The organism is Klebsiella sp. CN_Kp104 (assembly GCF_040064515.1).
Taxonomy (GTDB): Bacteria; Pseudomonadota; Gammaproteobacteria; order Enterobacterales; family Enterobacteriaceae; genus Klebsiella; species Klebsiella aerogenes.
Genome location: NZ_JBEAII010000036.1, coordinates 102,083 through 121,592, shown reverse-complemented (window position 1 = coordinate 121,592; position 19,510 = coordinate 102,083). Strand labels below are relative to the sequence as shown.

Sequence of the window (19,510 nt, the reverse complement as noted above, 5' to 3'; positions counted from 1 at the left end):
TCGCCGTCGGAGGCTAAAAATGGCAGGCTTGGCCCCTTTCTTGAGGCCGGTCTATCAGATTATGCAGTTACAAAAATTAGTCAACATGTTTGGTGGGGATCTTACGCGCCGCTACGGCGAAAAGGTTCATAAACTGACGCTGCATGGTGGATTTAGCTGCCCGAACCGGGATGGCACAATTGGCCGCGGCGGCTGCACATTTTGTAATGTCGCCTCCTTCGCCGACGAGGCCCAGCAGTACCGTTCGATTGCCGATCAGCTGGCGCACCAGGCGCAGTTGGTTAACCGAGCGAAACGCTATCTTGCTTATTTCCAGGCCTACACCAGCACCTTTGCCGAAGTACAGCTGCTGCGTTCAATGTATCAGCAGGCGGTGAGCCAGGCGAATATCGTGGGGCTGTGCGTCGGCACCCGCCCCGACTGCGTTCCCGATGCGGTGCTGGACCTGCTCAGCGAATATCGGGAGCAGGGCTATGAAATCTGGCTGGAGCTGGGATTGCAGACCGCGCATGATAAAACGCTGCATCGTATCAATCGCGGCCATGACTTTGCCTGCTACCAGCGCACCACCCGACTGGCGCGCGAGCGCGGATTAAAGGTCTGTGCGCATCTTATCGTCGGCCTGCCGGGCGAAACCCAGCAGCAGTGCCTGCACACCCTGCAACGGGTAGTCGAAACTGGCGTCGATGGCATCAAGCTACACCCGTTGCATATTGTGACCGGCAGCATCATGGCGAAAGCCTGGCAGGCGGGTCGCCTGAACGGTATTGCGCTGCATGACTATACGGTCACCGCCGGTGAGATGATTCGCCATACCCCGCCGGAGGTGATTTACCATCGCATCTCGGCCAGCGCCCGCCGCCCGACGCTACTGGCGCCGCTGTGGTGCGAAAACCGCTGGACCGGTATGGTCGAGCTGGACAAATACCTTAATGCCTATGGCGTTCAGGGGTCGGCATTGGGGACGCCGTGGATCCAGCCTGCCTGATGTTCCACTTCCTTAACGGCTGATTACCGCCGCATTTTTTGCACAACTTACAGCGTAATGTTCAGAATTGGGTATTATTGTGCGGAGTTGGCGATAAGGAATCCCTCATGAAGCAAATTCGTATGCTGGCGCAGTACTATGTCGACCTGATGATGAAGTTAGGTCTGGTGCGCTTTTCAATGCTGTTGGCTCTGGCGCTGGTGGTGCTGGCTATCGTGGTGCAGATGGCCGTCACGATGGTGCTGCATGGACAGGTGGAGAGTATTGATGTCATCCGCTCTATCTTCTTCGGGCTGCTGATTACCCCCTGGGCGGTCTATTTTCTGTCAGTGGTGGTCGAACAGCTGGAAGAGTCGCGTCAGCGCCTCTCGCGGCTGGTGGAAAAGCTGGAAGAGATGCGCGAGCGCGATCTTAAGCTTAACGTACAGCTCAAGGATAATATCGCCCAGTTGAACCAGGAAATTGGCGAACGTGAAAAAGCGGAAGCGGAGCGCGAAACCACGCTGGAACAGCTGAAAATAGAGATGAAAGAGCGCGAAGAGACGCAAATTCAGCTAGAGCAACAATCCTCTTTCCTGCGCTCTTTCCTTGATGCCTCACCGGATCTGGTTTTCTATCGTAACGAAGATAAAGAGTTCTCCGGCTGTAACCGGGCGATGGAATTGTTGACCGGTAAAAGCGAAAAGCAGCTGATTCACCTCAAGCCGCAGGATGTCTATAGCGAAGAAGCCGCGGTGAAAGTGCTGGAGACCGATGAGAAAGTCTTCCGCCATAATGTCTCACTGACCTACGAACAATGGCTCGATTATCCCGATGGGCGTAAAGCCTGCTTTGAGATCCGCAAGGTCCCCTACTATGACCGCGTGGGCAAGCGCCGTGGCCTGATGGGCTTTGGCCGCGATATTACCGAGCGTAAGCGCTATCAGGACGCGTTGGAGCGCGCCAGCCGGGACAAGACCACCTTTATCTCAACCATCAGCCACGAGCTGCGTACGCCGCTCAATGGCATCGTTGGGCTCAGCCGCATCCTGCTGGATACTGAATTGACCAACGAGCAGGAAAAATATCTGAAAACTATCCATGTTTCAGCGGTGACGCTGGGGAATATCTTCAACGATATTATCGATATGGATAAGATGGAGCGGCGCAAAGTTCAGCTTGATAATCAGGAGGTGGATTTTACCAGCTTCCTTGCCGATCTGGAGAACCTCTCAGGCCTGCAGGCGCAGCAGAAAGGTTTGCGCTTTGTGATGGAGCCAACCCAGCCGCTGCCGCATAAGGTGATAACCGATGGCACGCGTCTGCGGCAGATCCTGTGGAACCTGATCAGCAATGCGGTGAAGTTTACCCAACAGGGCAATGTCACCGTGCGCGTCCGCTATGACGAAGGCGATATGCTGCACTTCGAAGTCGAGGACTCCGGTATCGGTATCCCGCAGGCGGAGCAGGACAAAATTTTCGCCATGTATTATCAGGTGAAAGACAGCCACGGCGGTAAACCGGCAACCGGTACCGGTATCGGGCTGGCGGTATCGCGCCGGCTGGCGCGCAATATGGGTGGCGATATCAGCGTGACCAGCCAGCCGGGGCAGGGGGCGACGTTTACCTTGACCGTACACGCGCAGGCGGTAGCTGATGAAGTTGAAGATACGCTGGCCGAAGACGATATGCCGCTGCCGGCGCTGAATGTGCTGCTGGTGGAAGATATCGAACTGAACGTGATTGTCGCCCGTTCGGTGCTGGAAAAATTGGGCAACAGCGTGGACGTGGCGATGACTGGTAAAGCCGCGCTGGAGATGTTCGAACCCGGCGAATACGACCTGGTGCTGCTGGACATTCAGCTACCGGACATGACCGGCCTCGATATCTCGCGACAGCTAAAACAACGCTATGCCGCCGATGAGTTGCCGCCGCTGGTGGCGCTGACCGCCAACGTCCTGAAGGACAAAAAAGAGTACCTTGATGCCGGCATGGATGATGTACTGAGCAAACCGCTCTCGGTACCGGCGTTAACTGCGATCATCAAGAAATTCTGGGATGCGCCGGAAGACGACGGCCATGAGCCGCCTGCGGTGGATGTGGCGAAATCGGCATCGGTACTGGATACCGATATGCTGGAGCAATATATCGAGCTGGTGGGGCCGAAGCTGATTACCGACGGGCTGGCGGTGTTCGAGAAGATGATGCCGGGCTACATGTCCGTGCTGGAATCGAATCTCACCGCGCGCGACCAGAAAGGTATCGTCGATGAAGGCCATAAAATTAAGGGCGCGGCGGGGTCGATAGGCTTGCGCCATATCCAGCAATTAGGGCAGCAGATCCAAACGCCAGATTTACCCGCCTGGGAAGACAACGTCGGCGAGTGGGTAGAAGAGATGAAATCCGAGTGGCAAAACGATGTTGCGGTACTGAAGGCCTGGATTGCGGCGGCGGATAAAAAATGACCCCGGATAAACCGGGGTGCGCGAATACTGCGCCAACACCAGGGAACTGGTTGTTGAGCCAGGATTGTTCGAGTGATTTTTTTACACGGCGCAACCTGAGGATTTGGCTTGCTCGCTCATTAAGATAGCAAACCATAAATATTTTGTTACGTGAATCGGTAAAATATGTGAAGCATAGCGAGTAAATCAAAATTATTTACTTGTTTCATAGAGTTGCGCTAAGGGGTTAGCAAGATGAAGAAGATTGGCGTGGTACTAAGCGGCTGTGGCGTTTACGACGGCGCAGAAATCCATGAAGCGGTCATTACCCTGTTGGCCATTGCGCGTCGCGGCGCGCAGGCGGTTTGCTTTGCGCCGGATAAGGCGCAAACCGACGTGATCAACCATCTGACCGGCGAAACGATGGCGGAAAGCCGCAATGTGCTGATTGAAGCGGCGCGCCTGGCGCGCGGCGCTATTCAGCCTTTGGCCAGCGCCCGCGCGGACGAGCTGGATGCGCTGATTGTGCCAGGCGGCTTTGGCGCGGCGAAAAACCTGAGTAATTTTGCCGCCCAGGGAAGTGAATGCGTTGTTGATCGCGATCTGCAGGCGTTAACGCTGGCGATGCACGAAGCGGGTAAGCCGCTGGGCTTTATGTGTATCGCGCCGGCGCTGTTGCCGAAGATTTTCCCGACGCCGCTGCGGATAACCATCGGTACCGATCCGGATACTGCCGAGGTGCTGGAAGAGATGGGCGCGGAGCACGTGCCGTGCCCGGTTGACGACATCGTGGTCGATGAAGACAACAAGGTGGTGACCACGCCTGCTTATATGCTGGCGCAGAATATTGCCGAGGCCGCCAGCGGTATTGAGAAACTGGTCGATCGCGTATTGGTTCTCGCTGAATGAGTAAGCGTGTTGCGCCGCTGGCGATGATTAAGCGCCTGCTGTTACGCCTGCTGCTGGTCTGTGTGGTGTTCTGGGGCGGCGGTATCGCCGTATTCAGCGTCCTGCCGGTGCCGTTCTCAGCGGTGATGCTGGAGCGCCAGGTTAGCGCCTGGTTCTCCGGTGATTTCCATTATGTCGCCCATTCTGATTGGGTTGGCATGGACGAGATTTCCCCCTGGATGGGGCTGGCGGTGATTGCCGCTGAAGATCAGAAATTCCCCGACCACTGGGGTTTTGACGTGCCGGCAATCGAAAAAGCGCTGGCGCACAACGAACGGAATGAAAATCGTATTCGCGGCGCGTCGACGCTCTCTCAGCAGACGGCGAAAAACCTGTTTTTATGGGATGGCCGCAGCTGGTTGCGCAAGGGGCTGGAAGTGGGCTTGACCGTCGGGATCGAAACGGTCTGGAGCAAGAAGCGCATTCTTACCGTGTACTTGAATATTGCCGAGTTTGGCGACGGTATTTTCGGCGTAGAAGCGGCGGCCCAGCGCTATTTTCATAAGCCGGCCAGCCGTTTGACCCCTGCAGAGGCCGCGCTGCTGGCGGCGGTATTACCGAACCCGATTCGTTTTCGCGCCGATGCGCCATCAGGCTATGTTCATAGCCGACAGGCGTGGATCCTGCGCCAGATGCGTCAGTTAGGCGGCGAAGGCTTTATGCAGGCCAATAAGCTGCATTAACCGCGATCCCGCCGGGAGATGATTAGTCTTCATCAAACCCGGCGTTGAACAGCGCAATCACCGCCGCCAGCGCTTCGACTTCCTGCGGGCCGCTGGCCTCAACCTCAATTTGGCGTCCTTTGGCGGAATCCAGCATCAGCAGGGCGATAACGCTGTTGGCTTCCGCTTCGGTGCCTTCGTCGTTGCGTAGCAACACTTCCGCATCGAAATTCTGCATCAGCTCGAAAAGCTTCATTGCCGGGCGCGCGTGCATGCCCAGCTTGTTGGTGATTTCAACGGTTTGCTTGACGGTCATGATTTACGTTTTTCCAGCGTCCGGTGACGAGATTGCACGTTCTTACCGCGCGAACGGAAGTAGTCAGCCAGCTGTTCGGCAATATAGACCGAGCGATGCTTACCGCCGGTACAACCAATGGCTACCGTCAGATAGCTGCGGTTATTGGTTTCCAGCATCGGCAACCATAGCTCCAGATAGCTACGCGTCTGGTAAATAAAGTTATGCACTTCCGTATGGCGATCGAGGAAGGCGGCAACCGGTTTATCGAGGCCGGTCATGGGGCGCAGCTTCGGATCCCAGTGCGGGTTTGGCAGGAAGCGGACGTCAAACACGTAATCGGCATCGATAGGGATACCGTGTTTGAAGCCGAATGATTCAAAGACCATCGTCAATTCACGCTCGCGTTTACCTAACAGGCGGGTACGCAGCATCTCGGCCAGTTCATGCACCGACATTTCGGAAGTATCGACGATCAGATCCGCACGGGAGCGCAGCGGCTCAAGCAGATCGCTCTCTTCGTCGATCGCGCTTTCAAGCGACAGATTCTTGCTGGAGAGCGGATGTAAGCGACGGGTGTCGCTGTAGCGGCGGATCAGGGTGTTGCGGTCGGCATCAAGGAACAGCAGCTGCGGGGAGAAGGATTCCGGCAGATTCTGCATCGCTTGTTCAAAGATTTCCGGTGATTCCGGCATATTGCGCACGTCAATGCTGACGGCCGCGGAGATATCGCGGTCGGCCAGCGTTCGCGCCAGCTCAGGCAACAGCACTACCGGCAGGTTATCCACACAGTAGAAGCCCATATCTTCCAGCGCTCGCAGGGCGACGGATTTCCCCGAGCCAGAGCGGCCGCTGACGATCATCAGTACCATGTACCGTTTCTCCTCAGTACGATAAAGGTTAAGACGCGACTCACGTTAAGCGTCATCGCTGCTTCCTGCTTCGGTGATGATCTCATACAACTCTTCATCGCTCACCGCAGCGCGCAGGCGACGGCAGATGGTTTTGTCCGCCAGACGTTTGGCGACCAGCGAGAGCGTATGCAGATGGGTTTTGGTTTGATCGGCCGGCACCAGTAGCGCAAACAGCAGATCGACCGGCTGATTGTCGATCGCATCGAAGGCGATCGGCGTTTCCAACTGCACAAATACGCCAACGGCGCGCAGGGTATCCTCTTCAAGCTTGCCGTGAGGGATCGCAATGCCGTTGCCGATCCCGGTACTGCCCATTTTTTCACGGGTCAGGATCGCTTCAAAGACCACCTGAGGCGGTAAACCTAGCTGCTTCGCCGCCAGTTCGCTGATAATTTCCAGCGCGCGTTTCTTGCTCTGGCAGTGAACCTGGCTACGGGTACAATCCTGGTTAAGGACATTGCTCAGTTGTAGAGCGGAATCGTTGTTCATCATAATTTCACCTGAGCTGCCCTTATCCGCGGGCTGCGGATAAGGGCGATCGCCCGGACAATTAGTGTTGTTTCAGTTTATCTTTATGTTTTGTTAACTGTCTTGCCAGCTTATCGATAAGACCATCGATAGCAGCATACATATCCTGCCCTTCCGCACTGGCATGGATTTCGCCACCGTTGACATGCAAATTGGCGTCCGCGATTTGCGTCACCTTCTCTACTTTTAACACAATATAGACCTGGTTGATCCTATCGAAAAACTGCTCCAGTTTGCTGAACTTCGTAGTGACGAAGTCGCGCATGGCGGGAGTGATCTCGACGTTGTGTCCTGTAATGTTGAGCTGCATAGTGTCTTCCTTATCGGTTGTGTCAGACCAGTTGTTTGCGCTGGTTTGACGGCGGAATGGATAAAGACTCTCGGTACTTAGCAACAGTGCGCCGCGCCACCATAATACCCTGATCGGAGAGCATGGTGGTGAGCTTGCTGTCGCTCAACGGCTTCGCGGGGTTCTCCGCGGCGATTAACTTCTTCACCAGCGCACGAATGGCGGTAGACGAGGCTTCGCCGCCGCCTTCGGTATTGACGTGGCTGGAGAAGAAATACTTCAACTCAAAAATACCGCGTGGACTGTGCAGATATTTTTGCGTGGTAACGCGTGAAATGGTTGATTCATGCATCTCGACGGCCTGAGCGATATCCGCCAGCACCATCGGTTTCATAAATTCTTCACCCTGCTCAAAGAAGGCCTGCTGCTGTTCGACGATGCAGCGGCTGACCCGCAGCAGGGTATCGTTACGGCTCTCAAGGCTCTTAATCAGCCAGCGGGCTTCCTGCAGGTTGCTGCGGATAAACTGGCTGTCGGCGTCGTTGCGCGCATTATTGCCCATCGCCGCGTATTGCTGATTAATCTTCAGCCGCGGAATGCTGTCGGAATTGAGCTCGACGACCCAGCGGCCATTAACCTTGCGCACCAGTACATCCGGGATCACGTATTCCGGCTCGCTGGTTTGAATGGACTGACCCGGGCGCGGATCCAGCGACTGGATCAGGCAAACCGCCTCTTTCAGAACGTCTTCTTTCAAGCGAGTGACGCGCATCAGGCTACGGAAATCGTGGTTGGCCAGGAGATCAAGATGCTCGCTGATAATCAACCTGGCTTCTTCCAGCCACGGCGTTTCTTTGGCAAATTGTGAAAGCTGGATCAGCAGGCAGTCACGGAGATCCCTGGCGGCGACGCCGACCGGATCGAAACGCTGTACGCGCTTGAGTACCGCTTCAACTTCCTCAAGACCAATTTCATCATCTTCGATACTGTCGACAATGTCCTGAATGGAAATAGTGAGGTAGCCGGTATCGTCAACGGCATCGACGATGGAGGTGGCTATCGCGCGGTCGGTATCGGTGAATGGCGTGAGCTCGACCTGCCACATCAGATAATCCTGCAGGCTTTGGGTGGTCTCACCCTGATAGATCGGCAGTTCATCGTCCTGGTAGTCGACGCCATTACCCGACGGCGTGCCGGCGGTGTAGATTTCATCCCAGCTGGCGTCCAGCGGGAGCTCGTCCGGCATCTCTTTTTGTTCGAGCGCGTCGACGGTATCCAGAGACTCGCGGTCCTCGGCTTCTGTGGTTTCAACCTCTTCGTGAAGATCGGTTTGCTCAAGCAACGGGTTACTCTCCAGCGCCTGCTGGAGTTCTTGCTGGAGTTCTAACGTGGACAGCTGCAACAAGCGGATGGCCTGCTGCAGTTGGGGCGTCATGGCAAGCTGTTGGCTTAGCCTTAATTGCAAACCTTGCTTCATGTTCAGGGTCAATATCTCCGGCTAAAACGTCTATAACCTCTACCCTATCAGAGTCTGAAGTCTTCCCCAAGGTACACGCGTTTAACCTGCTCGTCTTCAAGGATTTGCTGCGGGGTGCCGTGGGCGATGAGATGGCCCTGGCTCACGATATAAGCTCGTTCACAGACCGCCAGCGTCTCCCTGACGTTATGGTCAGTAATGAGTACGCCCAGCCCGCTGTCGCGCAGGTGTTCGATGATGCGTTTAATATCGATAACAGAGATAGGGTCAACCCCGGCGAACGGTTCATCCAGCAGGATGAATTTCGGGTTCGCCGCCAGCGCGCGGGCGATTTCGACGCGGCGGCGTTCACCGCCGGAGAGCGCCTGGCCCAGGCTATCGCGCAGGTGTTCAATGTGGAACTCTTCCATCAGCTCTTTAGCGCGATCTTCACGCTGTTCGCTGCTGAGATCGTCGCGGATCTGTAGCACCGCCATCAGATTATCGTAGACGCTCAGGCGGCGGAAAATAGAGGCTTCCTGCGGCAGGTAACCGATGCCGCGGCGCGCGCGGGCATGTAGCGGCAGCAGGCTGATATCTTCATCGTCAATGATGATGTTGCCGGCGTCGCGCGGCACGATGCCTACCACCATATAAAAGGTGGTGGTCTTACCGGCGCCGTTCGGGCCCAGCAGGCCGACGATTTCACCGGAGTTGACGGTCAGGCTGACGTCTTCCACCACGCGGCGGCCTTTGTAGGCTTTGGCGAGATTTTTTGCAGTTAATGTTGCCATAACGGATTACTTACCTTTCTTCTGCTGATCGCCGCTTTTGTCCTGCAACTGCGAAGGTACCAGCACCGTAGTCACGCGACCGCCTTTGTTACTGAAGGCCTGCATTTTCTGCTCTTTCACCAGATAGGTGATTTTGTCGCCCTGAATATTGCTATCCAGCTGTTCCAGATGCGCGTTGCCGGTCAGCACCACGAAATCGTTCTGCAGTTCATAATGCATTTTCGACGCGCGGCCTTTCACCGGCTTGCCATTGTCCTGCATCTGATAGAAGGTGGCCGGATTGCCGAAACCGTCGATCACCTCTTTGCCTTTTTCACCGCCAGGGCGAGTAACCACGACTTTGTCGGCATTGATTTTAATGGTCCCCTGGGTGACGACCACGTTGCCGGTGAAGGTCACGACGTTGCCCTGCATATCCAACGACTGCTGATCGGACTCGATGTGAATCGGCTGATCGGTATCGCCGGTTTTTGCCAGAGCCGGCAGGCTGGCGGCCAGAAGCGCGCTTGCGAGCGCAATGTTAAGGCTGAGTTTGTTTGTTCTGAATTTCATAAGAGGTTCTAACCTTTTCAATCAGCTCGGCATTTTTGCTGCGTAGGTTCCCGCGCATTTTCAGGCCGCTGGAATTAAATGTTGTTCCGTACAACGTCACCATATCGTCAGAGGTTACATCCTGGGTCACCAGGTTTACCTGCGCGTTATCGGTGGTAATTTTGCGCAGTTGAGAGTCGGGGCTCAACGCGTCGACCTCAACATGGCCGTAAAGATACAGCATACGGTCGTTGGTTAACTTGGCTTTATCCGCTCTGATTGACCAGGTCGGAACCTTATTGGTATCAAAGGTGGTCATCACCGGGTTGGTGAACCACGATACTTCTTGTTCGGAAAAGTATTCGACATGCTCGGCTATCAGACGATAGCTCAGCGCGCCTTCCGGGCTATACACCACGGTATCGGTATGCTCGCTTTTATACGTCGGATCGTTAGGATTGACCGCGACGGTCGCGGTGTCGTCCGTACTCGCCAGGTTCAGGCCGATCAGGATCAACGCGACCAGCGATAGTAAGATGATAACCCAACGTCTGGTTTTACTCATATTGATTGCCCTTTGGCCTCATCAAGCTTGCCCTGCGCCAATAGTAACAAATCGCAGACTTCGCGTACCGCGCCGCGTCCGCCGTTAATTCGCGTGACGTAATTCGCCCGCGGGAGCAGCAGCGGATGCGCATCGGCGACGGCGACGCTTAAACCGACTTCCGCCATTACCGGCCAGTCGATCAGATCGTCGCCAATATAAGCGACTTCATCCGGGCGAACCGCCAGTTTGCTTAATAATTCACGAAACGCCAACAGCTTATCGGACTGACCTTGATACAGATGCGTAATGCCCAGCGTCTGGCAGCGGTCTTCTACCAGTTTAGCTTTTCGCCCGGTAATAATCGCGACTTCAATACCGGAAGTCAGCGCGCAGCGGATCCCGTAGCCATCGCGGACGTTAAACGCTTTCAGCTCTTCGCCGTTGTTGCCCATATAGATAAGACCATCGGAAAGTACGCCGTCGACGTCGAGGATCAGTAAACGGATCTTCGCCGCCCGGTCGATAAATTCCTGGCTTACCGGCCCGTAGCAGGTGTCGACCTGGGCATCAGCATTATTCATTATTTTATCCTTACTTACACTACGCCAGCGCGCAGCAGATCGTGCATATGTACCACACCTAGCAGCTGGTCGCCATCGGCAACCAGCACGCAGGTGATATGGCGGGACTGCATCAGGTTGAGCGCATCTACCGCCAGCATGCCTGGACGAATGCGGATCCCGCCTGGGGTCATGACTTCAGCGATGCTGGCGTTGCGCATATCGACGCCGGTATCGAAGACGCGGCGCAGGTCGCCATCGGTGAAGATGCCGACGATATTCATCTCCTCGTCGCAGATGGCCGTCATGCCCAGATTTTTGCGGGTGATTTCCAGCAGCGCGTCGCGCAGGGTAGCCTGCAGGCCGACGTGGGGGATCTCGTCGCCAGTATGCATAATATCATTGACCCGCAGCAGCAGCTTACGACCGAGTGCGCCGCCGGGGTGCGACAGGGCGAAATCTTCGGCGGTAAAGCCGCGCGCTTCGAGCAGCGCCACGGCGAGGGCGTCACCCATCACCAGCGCGGCGGTGGTGCTGGAGGTCGGCGCCAGCCCTAGCGGACAGGCCTCTTTCGGCACTTTCACACACAGATGAATATCGGCGGCGCGCGCCATGCTGCTATCCGGACGGCTGGTGACGCAGATAAGCGGCACCTGCTGGCGTTTAAGCACCGGAATCAACGCCAGGATTTCATTAGATTCACCGGAATTAGATAACGCGATGACCACATCCTGCGGCGTCACCATCCCCAAATCGCCGTGAGCGGCTTCACCGGGATGGACAAAAAAAGCCGAGGTGCCGGTACTGGCGAAGGTCGCCGCCATTTTGCGCCCGATATGCCCGGATTTGCCCATACCCATCACTACGACCTTACCGCCGCAGCGGAAAATCGTCTCACAGGCGCGGGTGAAATCTTCATTAATATACTGATCGAGCTGGGCCAGACCTTCACGTTCAATTTCCAGAACCTGACGTCCTGCCTGTTGAAAGTCAAAATCTGTTGGCAAATCTATTTGCGACATGATGTTACCCCAATTCATTCAACGAAGTACGGCGCTGAACAGAACAGCACCGCCAACCAAACCAGAAAGCCGCCGACCAGCAAGGCGCCCGCTACGCGCCCCGGCTGCCGTTTACGCCGCCAGCACAGCAGCGCGAAGATCGCGCTGACCAGCAGCATCACGCTGTAGTCGCGCGTAAAAGCTTCAGCAGGGAAGGCGCCAGGGGCGATTAACGCCGGCAGCCCGAGCACCAGCACGAGATTAAGGATATTGGCGCCAATGATATTCCCGATGGCGATATCGTCTTCCCCTTTTCGTGCGCCGGCGATAGCGGTGGCCAGTTCCGGCAGGCTGGTGCCGATAGCAATGACCGTTAAGCCCACCGTCAGTTCGCTAATGGCGAAATAGTTCGCCAACACCGTGGCGTTATCTACCACCATACGGGTGGCCATCGGCATGACGATCATCGCCACCCCAAGCCACAGCAGGGCGACGGGCAGCGAACCACCGCGCGGTAGCTCCGCCAGCTGTTCCCGGGTCAGGCTATCGCTGCCCTGGCGTTCCGCCAGGCGCGCTATTTTTAGGGTAAACACCAGCCACAGTATGGCCAGCGCCAGTAAAAACAGCCCGTCCAGACGCGAGAGCTGGCCATCGTAGAGCACAAATCCCGCCAGTAAACTGACCAGCAACATTAGCGGCAATTCGCGGCGCAGGATATCAGAATGCACGGTAAATGGATGGAGCAGGGCGGCAAGACCGAGAATTAATAGAATATTCGTAATATTGGATCCCAACGCCGTACCGATCGCCAGATCGGTTTGCCCGTGAAGGGAGGCGGCGGTGGAAACGATGATCTCCGGCAGGCTGGTACCGATGCTCACGACCGTCATGCCGATGATGAGCGGCGGGATCCCCATCATGCGACACAGTATTGAAGCGGCGTATACCAGACGATCGGCGCTGTAAACTACCAGCAGTAAACCAATTATTAACAGAGCCGTTGCTAAGAGCATCTAAAGTCCTTTCTTCAGGTATAATCGTCGCCTCGCTGGCCGTCCGTACGCAGCGTAACGAATTCTTAATTTTGACTTTATGTGTGGCAAAAGTAAAACAAATGCCAGCTTTCGCTAACCCGGGCAGGTAAGATTCTGTAAAAATGTTGGGTTTGTGGTGAAAGAAAGCGCCATGCTTAGCCCGAAGGTTTAGTAAGGATGATTTTATGAGCCAAACTCTGGCGAATTTAGTCGAGGTTCGCGGTATTCGTTTCTCTCGGGGCGACCGCGTCATCTTCGATGATATCTCGCTATCGGTGCCTCGCGGCAAGATTACCGCCATTATGGGGCCATCGGGGATCGGCAAGACGACCCTGCTGCGTTTGATCGGCGGCCAGATCCCGCCGGACAGCGGCGAGATCCTGTTTGACGGCGAAAACGTGCCGCAAATGACGCGCTCGCGGCTGTATACCGTGCGTAAACGCATGAGCATGCTGTTTCAGTCCGGCGCGCTATTCACCGATATGAACGTGTTTGATAACGTAGCTTACCCGCTGCGCGAACATACTCAGTTGCCGGATGCGCTACTGCACACCACCGTCATGATGAAGCTGGAGGCGGTTGGGCTACGCGGCGCGGCGAAACTGATGCCTTCGGAACTTTCCGGCGGGATGGCGCGGCGCGCGGCGTTGGCGCGGGCGATTGCCCTTGAGCCGGATCTGATCATGTTTGATGAACCTTTCGTCGGACAGGATCCCATCACCATGGGCGTATTGGTTAAACTTATCTCAGAGCTGAATAGTACCCTGGGAGTGACCTGCATTGTGGTATCGCACGACGTACCGGAAGTGCTGAGCATTGCGGATTACGCCTACATCGTGGCGGATAAGAAAATCGTTGCCCACGGCAGCGCGCAATCGCTGCGTGAAAATAGCGATCCGCGCGTGCGCCAGTTCATTGATGGCATCGCTGACGGCCCGGTGCCGTTCCGCTATCCTGCGGGCGATTACCACCATGATTTATTAGGCAAAGGGAGCTAAACGACTCATGCTATTCAATGCGTTGGCAGCGCTCGGACACCGCGGCATCAAAACCACCGCGACCTTCGGGCGCGCCGGATTAATGCTGTTTAATGCCGTGGTGGGCAAGCCGGAATTTCGCAAACATGCTCCGCTGCTGGTGCGCCAGCTGTATAACGTCGGCGTGTTATCGATGCTGATTATTATCGTCTCGGGGCTGTTCATCGGTATGGTACTGGGGCTGCAGGGCTATCTGGTATTAACGACCTATAGCGCAGAGACCAGCCTGGGTATGCTGGTGGCGCTGTCGCTGCTGCGCGAGCTGGGGCCGGTGGTAGCCGCACTGCTTTTCGCCGGGCGAGCCGGTTCGGCGTTAACCGCCGAGATTGGCCTGATGCGGGCGACCGAGCAGCTCTCCAGCATGGAAATGATGGCGGTGGATCCGCTGCGCCGGGTGATTTCGCCGCGCTTCTGGGCCGGGGTTATCTCGCTTCCGCTGTTGACGATCATATTCGTCGCCGTAGGCGTCTGGGGCGGTTCGCTGGTTGGCGTCAGCTGGAAAGGCATCGACGCGGGGTTCTTCTGGACCGCGATGCAAAATGCCGTCGACTGGCGAATGGATCTGGTTAACTGCCTGATTAAAAGTCTGGTTTTTGCCGTTACGGTAACCTGGATTGCGTTATTCAATGGTTATGACGCTATCCCCACTTCCGCTGGAATTAGCCGGGCAACGACGCGCACCGTGGTGCATTCGTCGCTGGCGGTTCTGGGGCTGGATTTTGTGCTGACTGCGCTGATGTTTGGGAATTAAGTTCATGCAAACGAAAAAAAATGAGATCTGGGTAGGTGTGTTCTTACTGGCGGCGCTGCTGGCGGCGCTGTTTGTCTGTCTGAAGGCGGCGAACGTCACCTCGTTGCGTACCGAACCGACTTATCGTCTTTATGCGACCTTCGATAACATCGGCGGCCTGAAAGCGCGTTCACCGGTGCGCATCGGCGGTGTGGTGGTCGGTCGCGTCGCGGATATCACCCTCGATCCAAAAACCTATCTGCCGCGCGTTGCCATCGATATCGACGAAAGCTACAACCACATTCCGGATACCAGCTCGCTGGCGATTCGTACTTCTGGTTTGCTCGGGGAGCAGTACCTGGCGCTGAACGTCGGTTTTGAAGACCCGGAACTGGGCACCGCGATTCTTAAAGACGGCGGTACGATTCAGGACACCAAGTCCGCCATGGTGTTGGAAGATCTGATTGGCCAGTTCCTCTATAACAGCAAGGGCAGCGATAATCAGAATTCTGACAATGATAAGGCGGCGGCTGAGGGTCATACTGACGCTACGCCGCAGGCCGGCATGACGCATTAATTTCAGGAGAGACAAGATATGTTTAAACGCTTACTCATGGTCGCCATGCTGGTGATTGCTCCACTAACAGCCGCGCATGCCGCGGATCAAACTAACCCGTATAAGTTGATGGACGAAGCGGCGCAGAAGACCTTCGATCGTCTGAAGAACGAACAGCCGAAGATCAAAGCCAACCCGAACTATCTGCGTGATATCGTCGATCAGGAGCTGCTGCCTTACGTGCAGGTGAAATATGCCGGCGCGCTGGTGCTGGGCCGTTACTACAAAGAGGCGACGCCTGCACAACGTGAAGCCTATTTCGCCGCCTTCCGCGAGTATCTGAAACAGGCTTACGGTCAGGCGCTGGCGATGTATCACGGCCAGACTTACCAAATTGCGCCTGAGCAGCCGCTGGGCAGCGCAACCATCGTGCCGATTCGCGTCACCATCCTCGACCCGAATGGCCGTCCTCCGGTACGTCTGGACTTCCAATGGCGTAAAAATACCCAGACCGGCAACTGGCAGGCTTATGACATGATCGCCGAAGGCGTCAGCATGATCACCACCAAACAAAACGAGTGGAGCGACCTGCTGCGCACGAAAGGTGTTGATGGTCTGACCGCGCAGCTGAAAGCTATTTCTGCCCAGCCTATCACTCTGGATCAGAAGAAATAATGAGCGAACAACTGAGCTGGAACCGCGACGGTGAACGCCTGGCGTTGCGCGGCGAACTGGATCAGGAATTTATACTGCCGCTGTGGAATGCACGCGCGCAGGCGACCGACGGCGTATCCACTATCGACCTCAGCGACGTTTCACGGGTCGATAGCGCCGGGGTAGCGTTGCTGGTTCATTTTGTCGCGCTGGTACGTCGGCAGGGCAAAACGGCGCAAGTGGTAGGGAAAAGCGAAAACCTGCAAACGCTGGTGAGTCTTTACAACCTTCCGGCGGACATGATCCCGTAAATTTTTCAGTAGGTTAATGCTGAAGCTATTCTGAAAGCCCCATCAATCTGTTCGATGGGGCTTTTTGCTTGTTTAAGACAGCGCCACTTTCCTCTAAGATGTTGGGCTGTTTTCACACTCAGAAAAATGTGATCCCATGGAAAATCATGAAATTCAGACCGTGCTGATGAACGCACTCTCCCTTCAGGAAGTCCACGTCTCTGGCGATGGCAGCCACTTTCAGGTTATCGCTGTGGGTGAGATGTTTGACGGCATGAGCCGGGTAAAAAAACAGCAGGCTATCTACGCGCCGCTGATGGAATATATTGCCGACAATCGCATTCATGCGCTGTCGATCAAAGCGTTTACCCCGCAAGAATGGGCACGCGATCGCAAACTTAATGGCTTTTAAGCTGTAGGGATGTTCCCTACAGCGTTGATGAATTTTTAACCGAGAACAGAATCAATGGATAAATTCCGTGTTCAGGGGCCGACTCGCCTGCAGGGCGAGGTCACCATTTCCGGCGCTAAAAACGCTGCCCTGCCAATCCTCTTTGCCGCGCTGTTAGCCGAAGAGCCGATTGAAATCCAGAACGTACCGAAGCTGAAAGATATCGATACCACCATGAAGCTGCTGAGCCAGCTGGGCGCGAAGGTCGAGCGCAATGGTTCCGTATGGATCGATGCCGGCCCGGTAAATGTTTTCTGTGCTCCGTACGATTTAGTGAAAACCATGCGCGCTTCCATCTGGGCGCTGGGGCCGCTGGTGGCGCGTTTCGGCCAGGGCCAGGTTTCTCTACCGGGCGGCTGCGCTATCGGCGCGCGTCCGGTCGACCTGCACATTACCGGCCTGGAACAGCTGGGCGCGGAAATCAAACTGGAAGAAGGCTATGTGAAGGCGTCGGTTAACGGGCGTCTGAAAGGCGCGCATATCGTGATGGATAAGGTCAGCGTAGGCGCGACCGTGACTATCATGAGCGCGGCGACGCTGGCTGAAGGCACGACCGTGATTGAAAACGCCGCGCGCGAGCCGGAAATCGTCGATACCGCCAACTTCCTTAACGCGCTGGGCGCGAAGATTACGGGTCAGGGTTCCGACCGTATCACCATTGAGGGCGTTGCGCGTCTGGGCGGCGGCGTTTATCGCGTGCTGCCGGACCGTATCGAAACCGGTACCTTCCTGGTCGCTGCGGCGATCTCCGGCGGTAAAATTATGTGCCGTCATGCGCAGCCTGATACCCTGGATGCGGTACTGGCTAAGCTGCGTGAAGCTGGCGCGGACATTGAAGTCGGTGAAGACTGGATTAGCCTCGATATGCACGGCAACCGTCCGAAAGCGGTCAACGTGCGTACCGCGCCGCACCCGGGTTTCCCAACCGACATGCAGGCGCAGTTCACCTTGCTGAACCTGGTGGCTGAAGGAACGGGTGTTATCACCGAAACCATCTTCGAGAACCGCTTCATGCACATTCCGGAACTGATCCGTATGGGCGCGCACGCGGAAATCGAAAGCAATACCGCGATTTGCCACGGTGTCGCGAAGCTGTCCGGCGCACAGGTCATGGCGACCGACCTGCGTGCATCTGCAAGCCTGGTGCTGGCGGGTTGTATTGCGGAAGGGACGACCATAGTCGACCGTATCTATCATATCGATCGCGGCTATGAGCGCATCGAAGATAAACTGCAGGCTCTGGGCGCGAATATCGAACGCGTCAAAGGCGAGTAATTCTGCTGCGGTAGCAGCCCTCTGACGTCCGTCCGGGGGCTGCTATCGATCTCTCCCTCACGTTAGGTCTTATGTCTCTTCTGACGCATCATCTGCGTTCTGTCGATGAACTGATGGGTAATGGGGTCGTGGTAACGCGATGGCCAGATAACCCACGGATCGGTTCCCAGCGCGTTCGCAATAATCAATTCGCCTTTAGGCCACGGACGGGTTAGCGCGTTGGCAAGCGTAGAAGAGCTTAATCCGTGACGTCGCGACTCAGCTGCGAGGGACGTCCCCTTTTTGCGAAGGCCGGCAATAATATCCGCTGAATGCCAGTCGATGAACTTATCCATAAATTCTCCCAGTGATAACTGTCTGCGCGTCAATACGGACGGCCGAAATACTATACCCTGGTTCTTATATGGTTTTAACAAGTTCCCGTATCGTTCTTGTATATTCAGAATATATTAAGGTTTCTGGCATTATTTGAAGAATATTGGATTTTATTGGAACTCTCCCGCGCGGTGAGTACGGGAGAGAAGGAGGGGGTTAGTGGTCGCGCTGAACGGCGATATGCGCAAGGCCGATGAGGGCATCGCGCCATGGCGTATCCGGCAGAACCTGCAGTGCGGCGATAGCTTTATCGGCTTCTTCTTCCGCACGTTTCTGCGTCCACTCCAGCGAACCGCAGGCCGCCATGGTTTCAAGTACCGCGTCAAGCAGATGACGCCCGTTACCCTGCTCGATAGCGCCGCGAATCATTGCCGCCTGATCCGGGGTACCGTGATGCATAGCGTGTAGCAGAGGCAGCGTTGGTTTGCCTTCGTTCAGGTCATCACCGACGTTTTTGCCAAGGCGTTCGCCATCGGAACTGTAATCCAGCAGATCGTCAATCAGCTGAAACGCGGTGCCGAGGTAACGGCCATAATCCTGCAGCGCCTGTTCTTCTTCCGCGCTGCAACCAGCCAGGATACCGGAACACTGCGAAGCGGCTTCAAACAGACGGGCGGTCTTACTGTAGATGACCCGCATATAGTTCTCTTCCGTGATATCCGGGTCGTTGACGTTCATCAACTGCAGGACTTCGCCTTCGGCAATGACGTTTACGGCTTCCGACATCACCTCCAGCACCTTCAGCGAACCGAGACGAGTCATCATCTGGAAGGCGCGGGTGTAGATAAAGTCGCCCACCAGTACGCTGGCGGCGTTACCGAACGCGGCATTGGCCGTCGCCTTGCCGCGGCGCATATCGGACTCGTCGACGACGTCGTCATGCAGTAGGGTCGCGGTATGAATAAATTCGATCAGTGCGGCGATGTTGACGTGCGCATTCCCCTGATAGCCGACCGCGCGAGCTGCAAGCACGGCGATCATCGGACGAATACGTTTTCCGCCTCCGCTGACGATGTAGTAGCCTAACTGATTGATAAGCTGAACATCTGAGTTGAGCTGCTCAAGGATTGCCGCATTGACACCCGCCATATCCTGCGCGGTTAACTCATTGATTTTTTCTAAATTCATCGCAAAAGCCGGGCCAAATGTCCTGTTACCGCGAATCCAGGTGG

General features: G+C 55.8%; 24 protein-coding genes. 11 read left to right on the top strand and 13 right to left on the bottom strand.

The window, feature by feature from the left end:
- The first annotated feature begins 61 nt into the window (after positions 1 to 61).
- The 4 genes from ABLU80_RS18905 to mtgA all read left to right on the top strand — a co-directional run bounded on the left by ABLU80_RS18905 (position 62) and on the right by mtgA (position 5,042).
- Complete coding sequence (locus ABLU80_RS18905) at positions 62 to 988, top strand: TIGR01212 family radical SAM protein (RefSeq protein ID WP_032715902.1); 927 nt, start codon at positions 62 to 64, stop codon at positions 986 to 988.
- Between the two features lie 107 nt (positions 989 to 1,095).
- Entirely contained in the window at positions 1,096 to 3,432 is a 2,337-nt protein-coding gene (arcB, locus tag ABLU80_RS18900; RefSeq protein ID WP_015703609.1) for an aerobic respiration two-component sensor histidine kinase ArcB, read from the top strand.
- 234 nt (positions 3,433 to 3,666) lie between these two features.
- Positions 3,667 to 4,320 (top strand): isoprenoid biosynthesis glyoxalase ElbB, encoded by a 654-nt coding sequence (gene elbB / locus ABLU80_RS18895; RefSeq protein ID WP_032709251.1) that lies wholly within the window; start codon positions 3,667 to 3,669, stop codon positions 4,318 to 4,320.
- Positions 4,317 to 5,042 carry a monofunctional biosynthetic peptidoglycan transglycosylase gene (gene mtgA / locus ABLU80_RS18890; RefSeq protein ID WP_015369490.1) on the top strand — a complete coding sequence of 242 codons (726 nt, stop codon included), beginning with the start codon at positions 4,317 to 4,319 and terminating at the stop codon, positions 5,040 to 5,042. The genes elbB and mtgA overlap by 4 nt, the downstream gene beginning before the upstream one ends.
- A gap of 22 nt (positions 5,043 to 5,064) precedes the next feature.
- Here the strand turns inward: mtgA and npr are convergent, their stop codons facing one another.
- Genes npr through ABLU80_RS18835 form a run of 11 tightly spaced genes read right to left on the bottom strand, consistent with a single transcriptional unit; the run spans position 5,065 to position 12,949 of the window.
- Positions 5,065 to 5,337, bottom strand: a complete 273-nt coding sequence (npr, locus tag ABLU80_RS18885) for a PTS phosphocarrier protein NPr (RefSeq protein ID WP_002918431.1) — start codon at positions 5,335 to 5,337, stop codon at positions 5,065 to 5,067.
- A complete protein-coding gene (gene rapZ / locus ABLU80_RS18880; RefSeq protein ID WP_015369491.1) occupies positions 5,334 to 6,188 on the bottom strand; it encodes an RNase adapter RapZ in 855 nt (284 codons plus the stop codon). The genes npr and rapZ overlap by 4 nt, the downstream gene beginning before the upstream one ends.
- Before the next feature lie 45 nt (positions 6,189 to 6,233).
- The gene (gene ptsN, locus ABLU80_RS18875; RefSeq protein WP_015369492.1) at positions 6,234 to 6,722 is read right to left on the bottom strand and encodes a PTS IIA-like nitrogen regulatory protein PtsN; all 489 of its coding nucleotides are present in this window, start codon (positions 6,720 to 6,722) and stop codon (positions 6,234 to 6,236) included.
- A gap of 58 nt (positions 6,723 to 6,780) precedes the next feature.
- Positions 6,781 to 7,068: a ribosome hibernation promoting factor gene (gene hpf / locus ABLU80_RS18870; protein ID WP_004125711.1), complete on the bottom strand. Its 288-nt coding sequence runs from the start codon at positions 7,066 to 7,068 to the stop codon at positions 6,781 to 6,783.
- Positions 7,069 to 7,090: 22 nt separating this feature from the next.
- Complete coding sequence (rpoN, locus tag ABLU80_RS18865) at positions 7,091 to 8,524, bottom strand: RNA polymerase factor sigma-54 (RefSeq protein WP_015703606.1); 1,434 nt, start codon at positions 8,522 to 8,524, stop codon at positions 7,091 to 7,093.
- Between the two features lie 47 nt (positions 8,525 to 8,571).
- Positions 8,572 to 9,297 (bottom strand): LPS export ABC transporter ATP-binding protein, encoded by a 726-nt coding sequence (gene lptB, locus ABLU80_RS18860; RefSeq protein ID WP_004206203.1) that lies wholly within the window; start codon positions 9,295 to 9,297, stop codon positions 8,572 to 8,574.
- A 6-nt stretch (positions 9,298 to 9,303) separates the two neighbouring features.
- Positions 9,304 to 9,849 (bottom strand): lipopolysaccharide ABC transporter substrate-binding protein LptA, encoded by a 546-nt coding sequence (gene lptA / locus ABLU80_RS18855; RefSeq protein WP_015369494.1) that lies wholly within the window; start codon positions 9,847 to 9,849, stop codon positions 9,304 to 9,306.
- Positions 9,818 to 10,393, bottom strand: coding sequence for an LPS export ABC transporter periplasmic protein LptC (lptC, locus tag ABLU80_RS18850; RefSeq protein ID WP_015369495.1), 576 nt, complete (start codon positions 10,391 to 10,393; stop codon positions 9,818 to 9,820). The genes lptA and lptC overlap by 32 nt, the downstream gene beginning before the upstream one ends.
- Complete coding sequence (kdsC, locus tag ABLU80_RS18845) at positions 10,390 to 10,956, bottom strand: 3-deoxy-manno-octulosonate-8-phosphatase KdsC (RefSeq protein ID WP_015369496.1); 567 nt, start codon at positions 10,954 to 10,956, stop codon at positions 10,390 to 10,392. The genes lptC and kdsC overlap by 4 nt, the downstream gene beginning before the upstream one ends.
- 14 nt (positions 10,957 to 10,970) lie before the next feature.
- A complete protein-coding gene (gene kdsD, locus ABLU80_RS18840) occupies positions 10,971 to 11,957 on the bottom strand; it encodes an arabinose-5-phosphate isomerase KdsD (protein ID WP_047039059.1) in 987 nt (328 codons plus the stop codon).
- Positions 11,958 to 11,971: 14 nt separating this feature from the next.
- Entirely contained in the window at positions 11,972 to 12,949 is a 978-nt protein-coding gene (locus ABLU80_RS18835) for a calcium/sodium antiporter (protein WP_042897934.1), read from the bottom strand.
- A 206-nt stretch (positions 12,950 to 13,155) separates the two neighbouring features.
- On the opposite strand from ABLU80_RS18835, the gene mlaF reads away from it, so the two are divergent.
- The 7 genes from mlaF to murA all read left to right on the top strand — a co-directional run bounded on the left by mlaF (position 13,156) and on the right by murA (position 17,963).
- Entirely contained in the window at positions 13,156 to 13,968 is an 813-nt protein-coding gene (mlaF, locus tag ABLU80_RS18830) for a phospholipid ABC transporter ATP-binding protein MlaF (RefSeq protein ID WP_015369499.1), read from the top strand.
- Between the two features lie 7 nt (positions 13,969 to 13,975).
- Positions 13,976 to 14,758: a lipid asymmetry maintenance ABC transporter permease subunit MlaE gene (gene mlaE, locus ABLU80_RS18825; protein WP_015369500.1), complete on the top strand. Its 783-nt coding sequence runs from the start codon at positions 13,976 to 13,978 to the stop codon at positions 14,756 to 14,758.
- 4 nt (positions 14,759 to 14,762) lie between these two features.
- On the top strand, positions 14,763 to 15,314 hold the full coding sequence (gene mlaD / locus ABLU80_RS18820) for an outer membrane lipid asymmetry maintenance protein MlaD (protein WP_015369501.1): 552 nt from the start codon (positions 14,763 to 14,765) through the stop codon (positions 15,312 to 15,314).
- Between the two features lie 18 nt (positions 15,315 to 15,332).
- On the top strand, positions 15,333 to 15,968 hold the full coding sequence (gene mlaC / locus ABLU80_RS18815) for a phospholipid-binding protein MlaC (protein ID WP_015369502.1): 636 nt from the start codon (positions 15,333 to 15,335) through the stop codon (positions 15,966 to 15,968).
- Positions 15,968 to 16,258, top strand: coding sequence for a lipid asymmetry maintenance protein MlaB (gene mlaB, locus ABLU80_RS18810; protein ID WP_015369503.1), 291 nt, complete (start codon positions 15,968 to 15,970; stop codon positions 16,256 to 16,258). The genes mlaC and mlaB overlap by 1 nt, the downstream gene beginning before the upstream one ends.
- A 136-nt stretch (positions 16,259 to 16,394) precedes the next feature.
- Entirely contained in the window at positions 16,395 to 16,649 is a 255-nt protein-coding gene (gene ibaG / locus ABLU80_RS18805; protein ID WP_015369504.1) for a BolA family iron metabolism protein IbaG, read from the top strand.
- A 54-nt stretch (positions 16,650 to 16,703) separates the two neighbouring features.
- Positions 16,704 to 17,963: a UDP-N-acetylglucosamine 1-carboxyvinyltransferase gene (murA, locus tag ABLU80_RS18800; RefSeq protein ID WP_015369505.1), complete on the top strand. Its 1,260-nt coding sequence runs from the start codon at positions 16,704 to 16,706 to the stop codon at positions 17,961 to 17,963.
- Between the two features lie 62 nt (positions 17,964 to 18,025).
- Here murA and sfsB read toward each other — a convergent pair whose 3' ends face one another.
- Together sfsB and ispB are read right to left on the bottom strand one after the other, a co-directional pair.
- Positions 18,026 to 18,298 (bottom strand): DNA-binding transcriptional regulator SfsB, encoded by a 273-nt coding sequence (sfsB, locus tag ABLU80_RS18795; RefSeq protein WP_015703605.1) that lies wholly within the window; start codon positions 18,296 to 18,298, stop codon positions 18,026 to 18,028.
- A 196-nt stretch (positions 18,299 to 18,494) separates the two neighbouring features.
- A complete protein-coding gene (gene ispB, locus ABLU80_RS18790) occupies positions 18,495 to 19,466 on the bottom strand; it encodes an octaprenyl diphosphate synthase (RefSeq protein ID WP_015369507.1) in 972 nt (323 codons plus the stop codon).
- Positions 19,467 to 19,510: the final 44 nt, after the last annotated feature.

Bases quoted from the DNA above. Each gene is read 5' to 3' on its own strand.
- ABLU80_RS18905 (WP_032715902.1), top strand. From the start codon at position 62: ATGCAGTTACAAAAATTAGTCAACATGTTTGGTGGGGATCTTACGCGC.
- arcB (WP_015703609.1), top strand. From the start codon at position 1,096: ATGAAGCAAATTCGTATGCTGGCGCAGTACTATGTCGACCTGATGATG.
- elbB (WP_032709251.1), top strand. From the start codon at position 3,667: ATGAAGAAGATTGGCGTGGTACTAAGCGGCTGTGGCGTTTACGACGGC.
- mtgA (WP_015369490.1), top strand. From the start codon at position 4,317: ATGAGTAAGCGTGTTGCGCCGCTGGCGATGATTAAGCGCCTGCTGTTA.
- npr (WP_002918431.1), bottom strand. From the start codon at position 5,337: ATGACCGTCAAGCAAACCGTTGAAATCACCAACAAGCTGGGCATGCAC.
- rapZ (WP_015369491.1), bottom strand. From the start codon at position 6,188: ATGGTACTGATGATCGTCAGCGGCCGCTCTGGCTCGGGGAAATCCGTC.
- ptsN (WP_015369492.1), bottom strand. From the start codon at position 6,722: ATGATGAACAACGATTCCGCTCTACAACTGAGCAATGTCCTTAACCAG.
- hpf (WP_004125711.1), bottom strand. From the start codon at position 7,068: ATGCAGCTCAACATTACAGGACACAACGTCGAGATCACTCCCGCCATG.
- rpoN (WP_015703606.1), bottom strand. From the start codon at position 8,524: ATGAAGCAAGGTTTGCAATTAAGGCTAAGCCAACAGCTTGCCATGACG.
- lptB (WP_004206203.1), bottom strand. From the start codon at position 9,297: ATGGCAACATTAACTGCAAAAAATCTCGCCAAAGCCTACAAAGGCCGC.
- lptA (WP_015369494.1), bottom strand. From the start codon at position 9,849: ATGAAATTCAGAACAAACAAACTCAGCCTTAACATTGCGCTCGCAAGC.
- lptC (WP_015369495.1), bottom strand. From the start codon at position 10,393: ATGAGTAAAACCAGACGTTGGGTTATCATCTTACTATCGCTGGTCGCG.
- kdsC (WP_015369496.1), bottom strand. From the start codon at position 10,956: ATGAATAATGCTGATGCCCAGGTCGACACCTGCTACGGGCCGGTAAGC.
- kdsD (WP_047039059.1), bottom strand. From the start codon at position 11,957: ATGTCGCAAATAGATTTGCCAACAGATTTTGACTTTCAACAGGCAGGA.
- ABLU80_RS18835 (WP_042897934.1), bottom strand. From the start codon at position 12,949: ATGCTCTTAGCAACGGCTCTGTTAATAATTGGTTTACTGCTGGTAGTT.
- mlaF (WP_015369499.1), top strand. From the start codon at position 13,156: ATGAGCCAAACTCTGGCGAATTTAGTCGAGGTTCGCGGTATTCGTTTC.
- mlaE (WP_015369500.1), top strand. From the start codon at position 13,976: ATGCTATTCAATGCGTTGGCAGCGCTCGGACACCGCGGCATCAAAACC.
- mlaD (WP_015369501.1), top strand. From the start codon at position 14,763: ATGCAAACGAAAAAAAATGAGATCTGGGTAGGTGTGTTCTTACTGGCG.
- mlaC (WP_015369502.1), top strand. From the start codon at position 15,333: ATGTTTAAACGCTTACTCATGGTCGCCATGCTGGTGATTGCTCCACTA.
- mlaB (WP_015369503.1), top strand. From the start codon at position 15,968: ATGAGCGAACAACTGAGCTGGAACCGCGACGGTGAACGCCTGGCGTTG.
- ibaG (WP_015369504.1), top strand. From the start codon at position 16,395: ATGGAAAATCATGAAATTCAGACCGTGCTGATGAACGCACTCTCCCTT.
- murA (WP_015369505.1), top strand. From the start codon at position 16,704: ATGGATAAATTCCGTGTTCAGGGGCCGACTCGCCTGCAGGGCGAGGTC.
- sfsB (WP_015703605.1), bottom strand. From the start codon at position 18,298: ATGGATAAGTTCATCGACTGGCATTCAGCGGATATTATTGCCGGCCTT.
- ispB (WP_015369507.1), bottom strand. From the start codon at position 19,466: ATGAATTTAGAAAAAATCAATGAGTTAACCGCGCAGGATATGGCGGGT.